Annotated in this window: 15 protein-coding genes; 6 read left to right on the top strand and 9 right to left on the bottom strand. The window is 64.7% G+C overall.

The genetic code is table 11. The features are described 5' to 3' along the window. Positions 1-48 precede the first annotated feature (48 nt). Complete coding sequence (locus tag CK489_RS33490) at positions 49-888, top strand: LysR family transcriptional regulator (protein ID WP_095735307.1); 840 nt, start codon at positions 49-51, stop codon at positions 886-888. An 82-nt stretch (positions 889-970) separates the two neighbouring features. On the opposite strand, the gene CK489_RS33485 is transcribed toward CK489_RS33490, so the two are convergent. Then, positions 971-1579, bottom strand: coding sequence for a TetR/AcrR family transcriptional regulator (locus CK489_RS33485; RefSeq protein ID WP_095735306.1), 609 nt, complete (start codon positions 1577-1579; stop codon positions 971-973). 275 nt (positions 1580-1854) lie between these two features. On the opposite strand from CK489_RS33485, the gene CK489_RS33480 reads away from it, so the two are divergent. Further along, positions 1855-2685 carry a DUF3313 domain-containing protein gene (locus tag CK489_RS33480; RefSeq protein WP_198961089.1) on the top strand — a complete coding sequence of 277 codons (831 nt, stop codon included), beginning with the start codon at positions 1855-1857 and terminating at the stop codon, positions 2683-2685. Between the two features lie 122 nt (positions 2686-2807). On the opposite strand, the gene groL is transcribed toward CK489_RS33480, so the two are convergent. Together groL and groES are read right to left on the bottom strand one after the other, a co-directional pair. Beyond that, positions 2808-4448 carry a chaperonin GroEL gene (gene groL / locus CK489_RS33475; protein ID WP_050625538.1) on the bottom strand — a complete coding sequence of 547 codons (1641 nt, stop codon included), beginning with the start codon at positions 4446-4448 and terminating at the stop codon, positions 2808-2810. A 43-nt stretch (positions 4449-4491) separates the two neighbouring features. Further along, positions 4492-4806 carry a co-chaperone GroES gene (gene groES / locus CK489_RS33470; protein WP_021077770.1) on the bottom strand — a complete coding sequence of 105 codons (315 nt, stop codon included), beginning with the start codon at positions 4804-4806 and terminating at the stop codon, positions 4492-4494. A gap of 404 nt (positions 4807-5210) precedes the next feature. Here groES and CK489_RS33465 point away from each other — a divergent pair, with 404 nt between their 5' ends. Together CK489_RS33465 and CK489_RS33460 are read left to right on the top strand one after the other, a co-directional pair. Next, positions 5211-5501: an usg protein gene (locus tag CK489_RS33465; protein ID WP_074127572.1), complete on the top strand. Its 291-nt coding sequence runs from the start codon at positions 5211-5213 to the stop codon at positions 5499-5501. 110 nt (positions 5502-5611) lie between these two features. Next, positions 5612-6178 (top strand): cupin domain-containing protein, encoded by a 567-nt coding sequence (locus tag CK489_RS33460; RefSeq protein WP_095735304.1) that lies wholly within the window; start codon positions 5612-5614, stop codon positions 6176-6178. Between the two features lie 136 nt (positions 6179-6314). On the opposite strand, the gene CK489_RS33455 is transcribed toward CK489_RS33460, so the two are convergent. Beyond that, a complete protein-coding gene (locus CK489_RS33455; RefSeq protein WP_095735303.1) occupies positions 6315-7565 on the bottom strand; it encodes a NupC/NupG family nucleoside CNT transporter in 1251 nt (416 codons plus the stop codon). 116 nt (positions 7566-7681) lie between these two features. Between CK489_RS33455 and CK489_RS33450 the strand changes: the two genes are divergently transcribed. After that, the gene (locus CK489_RS33450) at positions 7682-8905 is read left to right on the top strand and encodes an MFS transporter (protein WP_050625540.1); all 1224 of its coding nucleotides are present in this window, start codon (positions 7682-7684) and stop codon (positions 8903-8905) included. A gap of 599 nt (positions 8906-9504) precedes the next feature. Here the strand turns inward: CK489_RS33450 and CK489_RS33445 are convergent. Together CK489_RS33445 and CK489_RS33440 are read right to left on the bottom strand one after the other, a co-directional pair. Beyond that, entirely contained in the window at positions 9505-10266 is a 762-nt protein-coding gene (locus CK489_RS33445) for an SDR family oxidoreductase (protein ID WP_050625541.1), read from the bottom strand. Positions 10267-10280: 14 nt separating this feature from the next. Further along, positions 10281-11042, bottom strand: coding sequence for a proteasome-type protease (locus CK489_RS33440; protein ID WP_021077764.1), 762 nt, complete (start codon positions 11040-11042; stop codon positions 10281-10283). Between the two features lie 300 nt (positions 11043-11342). Between CK489_RS33440 and CK489_RS33435 the strand changes: the two genes are divergently transcribed. Further along, on the top strand, positions 11343-12953 hold the full coding sequence (locus CK489_RS33435; protein WP_095735302.1) for an ABC transporter substrate-binding protein: 1611 nt from the start codon (positions 11343-11345) through the stop codon (positions 12951-12953). A 15-nt stretch (positions 12954-12968) separates the two neighbouring features. Here the strand turns inward: CK489_RS33435 and CK489_RS33430 are convergent, their stop codons facing one another. From CK489_RS33430 to CK489_RS33420, 3 genes are all read right to left on the bottom strand, one after another. Further along, positions 12969-13394 carry a carboxymuconolactone decarboxylase family protein gene (locus tag CK489_RS33430; RefSeq protein ID WP_095735301.1) on the bottom strand — a complete coding sequence of 142 codons (426 nt, stop codon included), beginning with the start codon at positions 13392-13394 and terminating at the stop codon, positions 12969-12971. Positions 13395-13463: 69 nt separating this feature from the next. After that, entirely contained in the window at positions 13464-14306 is an 843-nt protein-coding gene (locus CK489_RS33425) for an alpha/beta fold hydrolase (RefSeq protein ID WP_095735300.1), read from the bottom strand. Positions 14307-14356: 50 nt separating this feature from the next. Next, positions 14357-15199, bottom strand: coding sequence for a transglutaminase family protein (locus CK489_RS33420; protein WP_050625547.1), 843 nt, complete (start codon positions 15197-15199; stop codon positions 14357-14359). Positions 15200-15322: the final 123 nt, after the last annotated feature.

Raw genomic sequence — 15322 nt, 5'->3', positions numbered from 1 at the left:
GGTGGCTGCGTTATTGCAGGCAGGCCAACTTGGATGTAGCCTGCCGCCATGAACTGGGACGACCTTCGCATTATCGCCGCGGTCAGGGACGAGGGCACCTATGCCGGCGCCAGCGCGCGGCTGCGCATCGACGAGACCACGGTCGGCCGCCGCCTGGCGCGGATCGAACGCGCGCTCGGGCTGCGGCTGTTCGAGGCCGCCGACGGCGTCCGCAAGCCGACCCGGCAGTGCGACGTGGTGCTCGCACATATCCAGGCGATGGCCGCGCATGCCGAGGAGATCGGCCGGGTCGGCGAAAGCCTGCCCGGGCCGGTCGGCCGGCTGCGCATTGCCTCCACCAACGCGATCGCCGAGGAAGTGCTGGCGCCGCGCACCGGCGCATTGCTGCGCGCCAATCCGGGCCTCACTCTGCAATTCCTGACCTCGAGCGACAACGTCAAATTCTCGCGCTGGGAAGCCGACCTCGCGATCCGCCTGCGCAAGCCCGACAAGGGCGACTTTGCGATCTCGAAGCTCGCCGAGGTCAGGCTGTATTTCTTCGAGCCGACCGCGACGACAACGGGAGAGGCGGTGACCTGCGCCTATCCGGACGAGCTCGGAGCAATTCCCGAGATGCAGTTCCTGCGCGCCAGGCGGCTTCGCGCGCGCTGCGTCACCGACAATGTCCGTATCATCCACAAGCTGATCCAGTCGCATCACGCGGTCGGCGTGCTACCGGAACATAGCTGTGTGGACCTGCTGACCGACCGCCGTCTGCGCGCCACGCTGCTGCCGAAGCGGCGCGACGTCTGGCTGCTGGTGCAGAACCATCTCAAGCGCGATGCGGCAACGCGCGTCACCATCGACTGGCTGCGCGGCTGCTTTCAGGATGTCGCGCGCAGCGAGTGAGGTGGAGACGGGAAGACGGACTTACCCTTGCGTCATTCCCCGGTGCACAATTGCGCACCGGGGAGTGACGGGTAGGGCGCGCTCAGATCGCGGCCTTCAGATTGGCGAAGGCGTTCTGGACGAATTTGGTGAGCTGGCGTTTGCCGCCCTGCTCGAGCCAGGCGTCGACCGCAATGCGCAGTGCGCCGCTCGAAGCCATCGCGACCAGGCGAAGGCGGTTGCGGCGATCCTTGGCCGGCCACAATTCGCACAGCATGTCATAGATGACCTGCTCGCGGTGCAGGTCGTTCCGGTGTCTGCGGGAGCTGAGCACGTCGCTCTCGCGGATCAGGCGTGAGATCGCGACGGTTCGCGCGGTCTGGAAGCGGGCGGACACCTCCAGCAGGGCCTCACGGACGACGTCGATCGGCGCGCCGACGGCGGCATGGTCGCGGATCGATGCCCTGAGCGCGTCGTCATAGGTGACGATATGCGCGAGCAGGATGTCGTCCTTGCTCTTGAAATAATAGAAGAAGGTCCGGCGCGAGATGCCGGCCGCCGCCGCGATCTCATCCAGCGTCGTCGCCTCGAAGCCGTTGGCCAGAAACAGCTCCATGCCGGCATCGGCGATGCGTTGCAGCGTCTGGCGGCGATTGCGCTCGCGCAGGCCTTCCTTCGCAGGCGTCCGGGTTTTCGTCAGTGTATCGGGCATCGGCCGCTTCTCTCACGAACAGGCAATCGGGGCAAAAGCACGTCGCGGCCTCGGGTTCGTGCGGCCGTCGGCGTCAACGCACATGGCAGCGCGGTCGGGCATGCGTCTTCCGGTCGCAGCCGGCGGTCGCGCCATAAAACCGCCCAACACGATAATTACACCGAGTGTAATAATTACACCAAGTGTAAGTCCGTGGTGCCTCAATGACAACCTGCTCGCGCGTATGCTGGATCAAACGGATTCCGGCGGCAAACGGATTCGTGAGCGGGCGGAGGATGCAGCTCCGCAACTGGGCGGCGGCGAGCCTGCTCGGCCTGTTGGTCTCGGGTTGCGCGACGGCCACGCTGGATCAGGCCGGCTCGCTTCGCTCCTACGACAACATGGTGCAATCGGACGGAATGCTGACCCGGTCGCAGCTGCGCGTGAGCAAGGACGAGGTGCTGGCAGCGAAGACGATCCGGATCATCCCCACCGTGTTCTCCGAGAAGACGCCGGCGCCGTTCACGGCCGCGCAGCGCAAGCTCGTCACCAACGCCGCGGACCGCGCCTTGTGTGCGGGCCTGAGCGAACGCCTCTACGTGGTCGCGTCGGAGCCGGCCGACCTGACTGTCCAGGCCGTCATTACCCACGTGGTGCCGACCGACCCGACCGCGGTTGGCGTCTCCAAGGGGGTGTCGGTCGCGAAGACGATTCTGCTGCCCGGCGTGCCGGTGCCGGTTCCGCGCATTCCGGTCGGGCTCGGCAGCCTGTCGCTTGAAGCCGAGGCGCGCGATACGTCCGGACAGCAGAAGGCGGCGATGGTCTGGGGCCGCGCGGCCAATGCCTTCGACACCGGGCGGATGTCGGAGGAGGGCGATGCGTACGGCCTTGCGGCATCATTCGGCGGCGACTTCAGCCAGATGCTGGTCACCGGCGTGACGCCGTTCGGCGGCGTGCCCTCGATGCCCTCGATGCAGCGGCTCGGCTTCCTGCTCGGCGGCGCGCCGAAATATCCGGCATGCGAAGCGTTCGGACGCGCGCCCGGTCTCATCGGCATGGTCGGCGACAGCGCGGGCGTGCCGCCTGACTGGACCGACAAGGGACCGGTTGCGGCGCGCACGGAGTGAGCGGGCACTCGTCACTCCGGGGCTCACGTTTCGCGTGCCTGGGAATGATGACCCCCCAAAACAGAAACCCCGGCATCGCTGCCGGGGTTTCGCATTTCGTGGATTGCCTTGAGTGGCTGGACTTAGAAGTCCATGCCGCCCATGCCGCCGCCCGGAGGCATCGCGGGCCCGCCGGCGTTCTTCTTCGGCAGCTCGGCAACCATCGCTTCCGTGGTGATCAGCAGCGCGGCAACCGAGGCAGCGTTCTGGATCGCGGTACGGACGACCTTGGTCGGGTCGATGATGCCCTTCTTGACGAGGTCGGCATAGTCGCCGGTCTGGGAGTCGAAGCCGTAGTTGTAGGCCTTGTTCTCCAGGATCTTGCCGACGATGACCGAACCGTCTTCACCGGCGTTGATCGCGATCTGGCGAGCCGGAGCCGACAGCGCCTTGCGCACGATCTCGACGCCGGTCTTCTGGTCGTCGTTCTTGGTGCGCAGGCCCTTGAGCTGCTCGGAGGCACGGAGCAGGGCGACGCCGCCGCCCGGGACGATGCCTTCCTCGACAGCCGCACGGGTCGCGTGCATCGCGTCATCAACGCGATCCTTGCGCTCCTTCACCTCGACTTCGGTCGCGCCGCCGACGCGGATCACCGCGACGCCGCCCGCGAGCTTGGCGAGACGCTCCTGCAGCTTCTCACGGTCGTAGTCCGAGGTGGTTTCCTCGATCTGCGCCTTGATCTGGGCAACGCGGGCGTCGATGTCGGCCTTCTTGCCGGCGCCGTTGACGATCGTGGTGTTTTCCTTGTCGATCATCACCTTCTTGGCGCGACCGAGCATCTGCAGCGTGACGTTCTCGAGCTTGATGCCGAGGTCTTCCGAGATGGCCTGGCCGCCGGTCAGGATCGCGATGTCCTGCAGCATGGCCTTGCGGCGATCGCCGAAGCCCGGAGCCTTGACGGCCGCGACCTTCAGGCCGCCACGCAGGCGGTTGACGACGAGGGTGGCGAGGGCTTCGCCTTCGACGTCTTCAGCGACGATGACCAGCGGCTTGCCGGTCTGCACCACGGCCTCGAGCAGCGGCAGCAGCTCGTTCAGCGAGGAGAGCTTCTTCTCGTTGATCAGGATGTAGGCGTCGTCCATCTCAACGCGCATCTTGTCGGCGTTGGTGACGAAGTAGGGCGAGATGTAGCCGCGATCGAACTGCATGCCCTCGACGACGTCGAGCTCGGTCTCGAGCGACTTGGCTTCCTCGACCGTGATCACGCCCTCGTTGCCGACCTTCTTCATGGCGTCGGCGAGGAACTTGCCGATCTCGGCATCGCCGTTGGCCGAAATGGTGCCGACCTGGGCGATCTCCTCGTTCGAGGTGACCTTCTTCGAGTTCTTCTGGAGGTCCGCAACGACGGCTTCGACCGCGAGGTCGATACCGCGCTTCAGGTCCATCGGGTTCATGCCGGCGGCGACCGACTTGGCGCCTTCCTTCACGATCGCCTGGGCGAGCACGGTTGCCGTGGTGGTGCCGTCGCCGGCCGCGTCAGCGGACTTGGAGGCGACTTCGCGCACCATCTGGGCGCCCATGTTCTCGAACTTGTCCTCGAGCTCGATCTCCTTGGCGACGGTGACGCCGTCCTTGGTGATGCGGGGAGCGCCGAACGACTTCTCGAGCACCACGTTGCGGCCCTTCGGACCGAGCGTGACCTTCACCGCGTTGGCGAGAACGTCGACGCCGCGCAGCATCTTGTCGCGCGCCTCGACGGAGAATTTGACTTCTTTAGCTGCCATCTGAGTTTTTCCTTGAGAGAATTACTGGGAGGGAGGGAGGCGCTTAGGCCGCCTTCTTCTTGGAAGCGGGGACGTCGAGCACGCCCATGATGTCGCTTTCCTTCATGATCAGCAGGTCTTCGCCGTCGATCTTGACCTCGGTGCCCGACCACTTGCCGAACAGGACGCGGTCGCCGACCTTGACGTCGATGGGGATCAGCTTGCCGGCTTCATCGCGGCCGCCCGGGCCAACGGCGATGACTTCGCCCTGCGAGGGCTTTTCCTTGGCACTGTCCGGAATGATGATGCCGCCAGCGGTCTTCTCTTCGGCGTCGATACGCTTAACCACGACGCGGTCGTGAAGCGGACGGAATTTCATGCAGTCCTCCTAAACATTTGCGGATGCTGTAGATTTTTGGAGTTTTAGCAGTCCAGTCCAGCGAGTGCCAGACTGGTTGGGCAGGAGATAGGCCAAGCCTTGGCGGCGGGCAAGTGCCTCTAGCAGAAAAATTGGCACTCGTAAGTGTCGGTTGCCAGAAGGATATCGGGATCATTTCGGCATGCTTAATGCTGCCCCCGTAGCTCCTCTTGGGCGCGCCGCAGCTATTAGCAGATGCGGTAAGCTGCTGCCAACGCACGAAATTTCAACAACCTTTTAAACATTTAGGCTTGAGATGAGTTAGTCGCGTGCGTCACATTTCTCTCATGTGAGCGTATCCATTGCCGGTGGTCCGGCGGGGAGGTCGGCCACCACGTGAATGCGCTCCGTCACAGGAGGTTGGCATGGTCTCGCGAGTTGGTGGGGTTGTTTCCGACGATTTCAGGAAGCAGTTGCTGGGGTACGGGCTGACGACGGCGCAAATCCTCTATCGGATGCCGGATCACCCCTCGTTGCTGCAAACCTATGTCTGGCAGAACTACGACCTGTTTCCGAAATTTCCGGCGCTGCAGGATTTCCTCGCCTTCTGGCAGCAGAAGCTCGAGGGCCCGCTGTTCTCGGTGACGGTGGCGCATTCCAAGCTGGTCAAGCCGGCCGAGCTGCGCGCCGTCGACGGCGTGTTCCGGCTGCATTGATCCGCTGAGGGGCAAGGCAAGGGGGCAAGGCGCGGCGATGCGCCTTTGCCCACCTCGCGCGGCGCGACTTGTGTTAGCCTCCGTCTGCCAGAAAAGACGGGAGGCGAACAATGGCCAAGAAGACGGCATCGAGATCCGCAGCCAAGACCGCGGTGAAGAAGAAATGGTCGGGACTTGGCGGCGGCGCCAAGAAGGCGCCCGCCAAATCGTCCGCGCGCAAGACCATCAAGTCCAAGGGCCGTGTTTCGGCGGCCAAGAAGAGCGCGCCCAAAGCAGCGACCAAGGCACGGCCGAAGCAGCGCGTCGCGATCAGCCATCACCGCGAGGAGGACTTCAAGGCCGACGGCCTGCGCGCCTACGCCAAGTACCGCGACCTCGGCATATCGGCCGCCTCGCACGGCCTCGCCCAGGCGCATGTGATCCGGCTGCAGGGCCCGTGCGATCCGGACGAAGTGTCGAAGCTGCACTTCCACGACGTCGACTTCCAGATGGTCTACGTGCTCAAGGGCTGGGTGAAGACCTACATGGAAGGCGAGGGCGAGACGCTGATGAAGGAAGGCAGCGCCTGGACCCAGCCGCCGCGCATCCGGCACATGATCCTGGACTATTCCGACGACGTCGAGCTGCTCGAGGTGATCCTGCCGGCCGAGTTCAAGACGGTGGAATTGAAGGCGTAGGCCCTGGCATTCCCCGGTGCGCAATTGCGCACCTGAGGGCGCGCGCAGCGCGAGCCCGGAATCCATTTCCCCACGCGTGTTGCGGCCTGATGGATTCCGGGCTCGGCGCTTTGCGCCGCCCCGGAATGACGGAAAGTCACGTCATCGCCCCCACGATCGCGCCCATCAGGCAGGTCGTCAGCGTGCCCGAGACGATCGACTTCAGTCCGAGCGCGTTGATCTCGTCGCGCCGCGTCGGCGCCATGATGCCGAGGCCGCCGATCATGATGCCGAGGCTCGCGAAGTTGGCGAAGCCGCACATCGCGTAGAGCATGATCAGGCGCGAGCGCGGATCGAGCGCGTCGGGGCCGAGCTTCGCCAAATCGACATAGGCGATCAGCTCATTCAGCACGGTCTTGGTGCCCATCAGGCTGCCGGCCGTGAGCGCCTGCGGCCAAGGGAGGCCCATCAGCCAGCACACCGGCGCCATGACATAGCCGAGCAGGCGTTGCAGCGAGATCTTCGCGCCGCCGATTTCCGGCAGCAGGCCGACGATCTTGTTGGCAAGATAGACCAGCGCGACCAGCACCAGCAGCATCGCGATGATGTTCATCAGGAGCTCGAGCCCCGCGGCGGTGCCCTTCACGATCGCGTCCATCGTCGACGAGACCTGGATATCGGGGTCGTCGAGCGATCCGCCGGTGCGTTTATCGGAGGTTTCCGGCACCATGATCAGGCTGACCAGGATGGCGGCCGGCGCGCCGAGCACCGAGGCGATGACGAAATGCGCGGCGGCGTCGGGGATCAGCGGCGCAAGCAACGTCGCGTACAGTACCAGCACGGTGCCGGCAATCCCGGCCATGCCACCGGTCATCACCAGAAACAATTCGCTGCGGCTGAGCTGCGCCAGATACGGGCGGATGAAGAGCGGCGCCTCCACCATGCCGAGGAAGATGTTGGCCGCAGTCGAGAGCCCGACCGCGCCGCCGACGCCGAGCGTACGCTCGAGCAGCCAGGCCATGCCGCGCACGATGGGCGGCAGCACGCGCCAATAGAACAGCAGCGTCGTCAGCACGCTCATGACCAGCACGATCGGCAGCGCCTGGAAGGCGAGGATGAAATCCGAGCCGGGAGCCTTCGGATCGAACGGCGCCGGGCCGCCGCCGACGTAACCGAACACGAAGGCGGTGCCGGCCCGCGTCGCGGCGGCGATGGTGCCGACGGCATCGTTGATCACGCCGAAGGCCTGCGTCACCAGCGGCACCTTGATCAGAACCAGCGCCGTCGCGATGGTGACCGCGAGCCCGATCGCCGCCTGCCGCAGCGACACCATGCTGCGATTTTCGCTCAACACCCAGGCGATCACGAGCAACGCCACCACGCCGAACGCCGATTGCAACTGCAGCATCACGCCCCCAAGAACTCTCAGGCGATTATGGGTGGGGGCCCCGCGCAGCGCAATGCTGTTGCGCGTTCGCGTCCTCTCCATTGACAAGTTGCAGGCGCTCGGCCACGCAATCACCCATGTCCTCCGTCACCTCGGTCGGCGCCCGCGACCTGCTCGGCCACAGACCGTTCCTGTTCTTCCTGTCGTCGCGCAGCCTGTCGCGCTTCTCCAGCCAGATCGGCGCGGTGGCGATCGGCTGGCAGATCTATGACCTGACCGGCAGCGCCTTCGACCTCGGCATGGTCGGGCTGGTCCAGTTCCTGCCGACGGCGCTATTGGTGTTCGTCGCAGGCCACGCTGCCGACCGCTTCGAGCGCAAGCGCGTGGTGCAGGCCTGCCAGGTCGCGGAGGCGCTGACCGCATTGTTTCTCGCAGGAAGCACGTTTGCCGGCACCATCTCCGAGATCCAGATCTTCATTGCGACCTTCGTGCTCGGCATCGCCGGCGCGTTCGAGAGCCCGGCGACCGCTGCGCTGTTGCCGCTGATCGCCCCGCAAGGTTCGCTGCAGCGGGCGACTGCGATCTCGAGCGGCGCAGCGCAGGTCGCGACCATCACCGGCCCCGCGCTCGGCGGCTTTGCCTACGCGCTGATGCCGAGCGCGCCCTACGGCATCATGATGGTGTTCTGGCTGTTCGGCGCGCTCTTGACCGGCGGCATCGGCCGGCTGCAGCGGGCGGCGGCGAAGAACGGCGAGGTGTCGGATGATCTGTTTGCCGGCGTCACTTTCGTGCGCAGTAATCCGGCGATCCTCGGCACCATCTCGCTCGATCTGTTCGCGGTGCTGTTCGGCGGCGTCACTGCGCTGCTGCCGATCTATGCGCGCGACATCCTGCAGACCGGCCCGCTCGGCCTCGGCATCTTGCGCGCGGCGCCTGCGGTCGGCGCGCTGTTGATGACGATGGTGCTGGCGCGGCACACCATCAACCGCCGCGTGGGATTACGCATGTTCCAGGCGGTGATCGTGTTCGGCGTGGCGACGGTGGTGTTCGCGTTGTCGCACTGGATGTGGCTATCGGCGCTGGCGCTCGCGGTGCTTGGCGCGGCCGATACGATCAGCGTCGTGATCCGCTTCTCGCTGGTGCAGCTTGCGACCCCCGACGAGATGCGCGGCCGGGTCGGCGCGGTCAACTTCCTGTTCATCAACGCGTCGAACCAGCTCGGCCAGTTCGAGAGCGGCGTCACCGCGGCGTTGCTCGGCGCCGTGCCGTCGGCCGTGCTCGGCGGCGTCGCCACGGTTGCGGTCGCGCTGCTCTGGATGAAGCTGTTCCCGACGCTGCGGGATGTGGAGAAGCTGGAGTAGGATAGACGTCGCAACGGCTCAGAAATAAGCGCGTGGCAGAAGATCCCTACGAGATCGTTACGCGGCGCTTAAGCGTGAAGCAAACGAAGCTGTAGCCAGACGCATGCGGCGTTTGCCGGGAATGCAAAAGAGGCCGCCAGCGGAGGCAGCCCAACTATGTGAGGCCGTTTTGAATGTAAGATGGAGAATTTGGGCTCTGGGCACAATTGCCTTCGGGGGAATGGCGGCCGTACTTTTTGACAGTTGGCACCAGCATCGTACCTGGTACGAACTCATATTCCTTGGCGCGATACCAGTGTTCATTGTCGCCGATCGGATGCAGCGAGTTTACTGGCGAAGAAAAGCGAACGACGGGACGCCGGGCATCCCGGATGAGAACTGAAGGATGCTGCTCCCGGCTCCTGAGCGATTTCGGAATAATGGAAAAATACGGCTGATTTGCCCGACGTGTCAACCCGCCCGATCGGACGCCGGCAGCCGCCGGCACTTTGCATGGGGTTGTTTTCGATATTTTGACCGTGCCCCTGCAGCGCGATGGCCGGGACAAGCCCGGCCATGCGATCGTGATAGCCCTGCCGCACGCGGGGAGCTGGGGAAGATCAGCCCCGTCCCACGAACGGCATCTTGGTCGCCATGACTGTCATGAACAGCACGTTGGCGTCGAGCGGCAGGCCGGCCATGTAGGCGACGGCATCGCCGACCGCCTTCGCATCCATGCGCGGCTCGTGCTTGGTGGTGCCGTCCGGCTGCAGCACGCCGGGGCCGTTGACCATGCGATCGGTCATCGGGGTTGCGGCGTTGCCGATATCGACCTGGCCGACCGCGATGTCATACATCCGGCCGTCGAGGTTGGAGGCCTTAGTCAGGCCAGTGATGGCGTGCTTGGTCGAGGTGTAGGCCGCCGAGAACGGCCGCGGCGCATGTGCCGAGATCGAACCGTTGTTGATGATGCGGCCGCCGCGCGGGGTCTGGTCCTTCATGATGCGGAAGGCGTGCTGGGTGCACAGGAACGGCGCGGTGAGGTTGGTGTTGACCACGGCCTGCCACTGCTCGAGCGGCAAGTCCTCGAAATTGACCGGCGGCGCGCCCATGCCGGCGTTGTTGAACAGCACGTCGAGCCGGCCATAGGTCGCCTTCACCTTGTCGAACAGCGCGGCGATCGCGGCGGGGTTGGCCATGTCGGCCGAGACGCACAGGCTCTTGCCGGCGGGGCCGAGCTTGGCGGTCTCCTCCAGCATCTCCATGCGGCGGCCGGCGAGCACCACGGTGTAGCCCTTGTCCATCAGGGCGAGCGATGCGGCGCGGCCGACGCCGGTGCCGGCGCCGGTCACGAGTGCGATCTTGCGGGTTGCCTCAGTCATCTCCGAGTTTCCTCTTACTTGGTTTTTGCTTCGGTTTCGTTCTTGTAGGGCGGGCGTGGAATGTTCTGGTGCGCCGCGCGCAGCGCCGCCGACCAGCGTGAGCGCAGATCGTGGAAATAGGGCTCGCCGGCCTCGATGCGGTGGTTGAGGTCGGCCTCACAGACGTCGGTGCGCACCACCAGCACGTCGATCGGCAGGCCGACGCCGAGGTTGGAGCGCATCGTCGAATCCATCGAGATCAGGCCGGTCTTGAGCGCCTCATAGAGCTCGACGTCGTAGTGCATGGCGCGATCGAGCACCGGCTTGCCGTATTTGTGCTCGCCGATCTGCAAATAGGGCGTATCGGTGGTGCATTCGATGAAGTTGCCGGCGGTGTAGACCATGAACAGGCGCATCCGCGAGCCCTTGATCTGACCGCCGAACAGGAACGACACGTCGAACGAGATGTCCTCCGAACGCAGCGCCTCGCCCTCGGTGGCGTGCACTGAGCGGATGGCGCGGCCGATCCGCTGCGCCGCCTGGAACATGGTCGGCGCATTCATCAGCGTCTCGAGCTCGCCGGTGTGCGGGTCTTCCATGCCCTCGGTCAGGGTCGACAGCACCGACTGGCTGATCGCGAGATTGCCGGCGCTGGCGATCGCCATGATGCGCTCGCCGGGCTTCTCGAAGATGTGCAGCTTGCGGAAGGTCGAGACGTTGTCGAGGCCGGCATTGGTGCGGGTGTCGGCGATCATGACGAGGCCGTCGCGCACCAGAATTCCGCAGCAATAGGTCATTTCCAGTCCTCAAACGGTCCGAGGTTCTCGGCGGAGAAACGTGTAGCCAATTTCGAGGTCGCATCCAACCCCAATTCCCCGTGACGGGACATTGCGGTGGCCGGTCAAAACGGCGGGGTCGGATCGCCGAGACGGCCCGCATGGGCTTGTTCCTGCCGCCCACTTTTCGGAGTTTGGGCGGTCTCGCTGTGCGCTGCGCGCAGCCGGCAATGATCCGGGTTCGCTGTCATTGCGAGGCACCGGGCATTGTGATCGACTGCCTCCAATCGACAAAAACAACAAGAATTCCGGGAGGCGAGAATGTCGTTGAGATTGGCCGCGTGCATCATGGCGTTGGGCGTCGCTGCAATCGTTGCGGGCCCCGCATCGGCGCAGAAGAAGGGCGGCACGCTGCGGCTCTATCACAATGACAACCCGCCCTCGACCTCACTGCTCGAGGAATCCACCATCGCCTCGGTGATGCCGTTCGCGGCGGTCTTCAACAACCTCGTGGTGTTCGATCCGGCCAAGGTGCATGAGAGCATCGACACCGTGATCCCCGATCTCGCCGAGAGCTGGTCGTGGGATTCCACCAACACGAAGCTTACATTCAAGCTGCATCACGGCGTGAAATGGCATGACGGCCAGCCGTTCACCGCCAAGGACGTGCAATGCACCTGGCGGATGCTGATCGGCAAGAGCGAGACCCAGGACTCCAAGGCCACGGACTTCAAGCGCAATCCGCGCAAGGTCTGGTACTCCAAACTGAAGGACGTCAGCGTCAATGGCGACGATGAGGCGACCTTCGAGCTGACCGAACCGCAGCCCGGCCTCCTGGCGCTGCTCGCCAGCGCCTTCTCGGTGGTCTATCCCTGTCACGTGCCGCAGCAGGTGATGCGCACCAAACCGATCGGCACCGGGCCGTTCAAATTCGTCGAGTTCCGGCGCGGCGATTCGATCCGTCTCGTCCGCAACCCCGATTATTTCAAGAAGGACCGGCCGTATCTCGACGAGATCACGGTGCGCTCGATCGACAGCCGTGCCACCCGCATGCTGGCGTTTGCGACCGGCGACTATGACATCACGTTTCCGTCCGACGTCAGTATTCCCCTGATGAAGGACGTCAAGGCGCGGGCGCCGAACGCGATCTGCGAGATGACGTCGACCAACCTGCAGATCAATCTCCTGGTCAACCGCGTCAATCCGCCGTTCGACAATCCGGAGATCCGCAAGGCGATGTCGCTGGCGCTCGATCGCAAGGCCTTCAACTCGATCCTGTTCGAAGGTACCGGGCGGCTCGGCGGCGCGATGCAGGCCAAGCCCGAGGGCGAATGGGGCATGCCGCCGGAGATGTTGTCGACGCTGATGGGCTATGGCCCCGATACCGAGAAGAACCTCGCCGACGCGCAGGCGATCATGCAGAAGCTCGGCTACAGCGGCGCCAAGCCGCTGTCGATCAAGATCCAGACCCGTAATTTGCCGACCTATCGCGACCCGGCGGTGATCCTCGCCGACCAGCTCAAGAAGATCTACATCGTGGCCGAACTCGATATCCTCGACACGCCGCGTTGGTACTCGCGGTTGCAGCGCAAGGATTACACCATCGGCCTCAATGTCACCGGCGTCAGCGTCGACGATCCCGACGGCAATCTTGTCGAGAACTACTCCTGCAATTCGGAGCGCAACTACACCCAGTATTGCAACGCCGAGGTCGATAAATTGCTCGCCGCGCAGTCGCGCGAGGTCGACAAGGACAAGCGCCGCAAGATCGTGTTCGACATCGAGCGCCTGCTGGTCGACGACGCCGCGCGGCCGGTCATCCTGCACTCATCGGCCGGCAATTGCTGGCAGCCTTACGTGAAGAACTTTCATCCGCACGACAACAGCCAGTACAACAATCTGCGGTTCGAAGACGTTTGGCTGGACAAGTGACGCAGTGCTGGGCCGTTACGGCTCCTGGCTTCGTCCGGCCGGTGCACCGACAAGGAACGCTTCATCCACCGGCACGCCGAGCGCGGTGACCAGCCGGTTGGTCTCGGCCGCCATGCCGACGATCGCCAGCATTTCCTGATACTCGGCGTCGGTCATGCCCTTGGCGCGGGCGGCTGCGGTGTGCGAATGGATGCAGTAGCTGCAACCATGGGCCACCGAGACCGCGACGTAGAGCATTTCCTTGACCTTCGGATCCAGCGCGCCCGGCGCCATCACCTCCTTGATGCTCTCCCAGGTCCGCCGCAAGGTCTTCGGATCATGCGCGAGCGCGCGCCAGAAATTGTTGATGAAGTCCGACTTCCGCGTCGAACGGATGTCGTCGAAGACGGCGCGCGCCTCGGCCGAGAGTTCGTCGTCGGAAAGCAATTTTACGGTGGCCATGGCTTCTCTCATTTCGTCAGATTGCGCGACGATCATAGCAGAAGGCGGCCGGCGCTGCCGCGTCCGCGGTCAGGCGTCGAGAAAATCAAGCAACGCGGCGTTGAACAGCGCAGGATCCTGCAGGAACGCGAAATGGCTGGCATTGGGCAGGATGAGCAGGCCGGCGCCGGGAATGGTCGCGGCCATGTACTCGGTATGCTCGCGCCTGATGCCCTCATCATATTGGCCGTCCGCGATCAGCACCGGCGCGCGGATCGTGCGCAACTGGTCGTCGGTCCAGTTCGGCTGGCTGTCCCACATCTTCTCGATCTGTTGCAGGAACTGGTCATATTCACCCGGCGTCGGCGACAGGCGCTCATACTCGGTCTTCGCCCGCGCGATGAACTGCGCGAAGGTCGGGTTCTTGTCGATGTCGGGCTTGAGGCCCGATGTCTGGGTGTTGGCGCCGAACGCGAATACCCGGCTCACCCGATCGGGATGGCGCATTGCCATATCGAGGCCGATGATGGCGCCGTCGCTCCAGCCGACGATCGCCGCGCGCGGAATCTTCAGAAGATCGAGCAACGCCACGACGTCGTCGGTCATCAAATCGTATCCGAACGGCTGCGCATTGCGGCTGCTGCGGCCATGGCCGCGGCTGTCGACGCAGATCACGCGGTGATTCCGCGCGACCTCCGGCACCTGCAGGCCGAAGTAATCGGAATTGGACAGCCCGCCGTGCAAGAAAACCACCGGACTGCCATCGCCGGTCTCGACATGGAACAGGCTGATGCCGTTGACCTCGGCGTGCGCGCTGCGCCCTGCGATCGGCGCCGGTGTTGCCGGCAGCGTCTGCCAGCGCTCGAGCGCGTCGGCACCCGGGATGCGCGCCAGGCCGAACAGGGCGGTTGCGAGAAAGAGACGTCGGTCCATGATGACACCCGCGCCAGGAGACGCGCCCCGGAATGACGTGAGACGTCGGCCTACGACTGCGTCTGGCTCTGCCACTGGCCGGGACGTCCGGCCTGATCGACCTTGACCGCGACGGTCAGCGTCTCGTTGCCGCCGCCATAGCGGGTGCCGCGGACGGGGGCGGCGCCGAGATAGTCGAGGCCGATCGCGACGCGGGCATGGGCGTCGGTGGTGCAGATGCCGTTGGCGGCGTCGAAGCCGACCCAGCCCAAGTCCGGCACGAACGCCTCGGCCCAGGCATGGCCGGCCTGCTGGTTGACCATGCCGTCGGAGCGCAGGAAGTGGCCGGAGACGAACCGCGCCGGAACCCCGCCGGCGCGCGCGCAGGCGATCAGGATATGGGCGTAGTCCTGGCAGACGCCGCGCTTCAGCGTGAACGCCTCGGAGGCCGAGGTGGCGCTGTTGGTCGGGTCCTCGTCGAAGGTCATGTGTTCGTAGATCCGCACCATCAGCGCATGCAGGAAGCCGAGCACGTCGGTGCCGGCCTCGGCGCGCAGCTCACGCACGATGCTCGTCATCGCCGGGCTGAGGTCGGTCAGCGGCGTGGCACGCAGGAACAGGCTCGGCGGAAACCGCTCGTCGCTGCCCTTGAGCACCCCGCCGGTGTCCTGGGTCTCGACCAGGCCCTCGCAATGGATGGTGAGGTCGCTGATCGAGCCATGCGTCAGCACGTGGGTGACGTTGCCGAAGGCGTCCTCGTGGGTATCGAGCCTGGAATCGGTCGAGACGTCGATCTGCCAATCCGCGACATACTGGCCGTCATGGCTGCCCGGCGTCATCCGCAGAATCTGGATCACGCCCGAGGCCGCCGGCTCGTAGCGATAGGTGGTGGTGTGGGCTATCCGCAGGCGCATGGCTCAACCGGAGTTCAGTCGGTTTTTTTGGGCAGAAGCATCATGCCCGGACCGTTCCCGGGCATCACGTCTTTCTTCCTAATCGGCCGCGAAAGCAAGACGTCGATGGCCGGGATGAGGTCC

The organism is Bradyrhizobium sp. UFLA03-84, assembly GCF_002289535.1.
Classification (GTDB): Bacteria; Pseudomonadota; Alphaproteobacteria; order Rhizobiales; family Xanthobacteraceae; genus Bradyrhizobium; species Bradyrhizobium viridifuturi.
The sequence above is the reverse complement of the archived record's forward strand: the minus strand, read 5'-3'. Positions and strand labels throughout refer to the sequence as shown.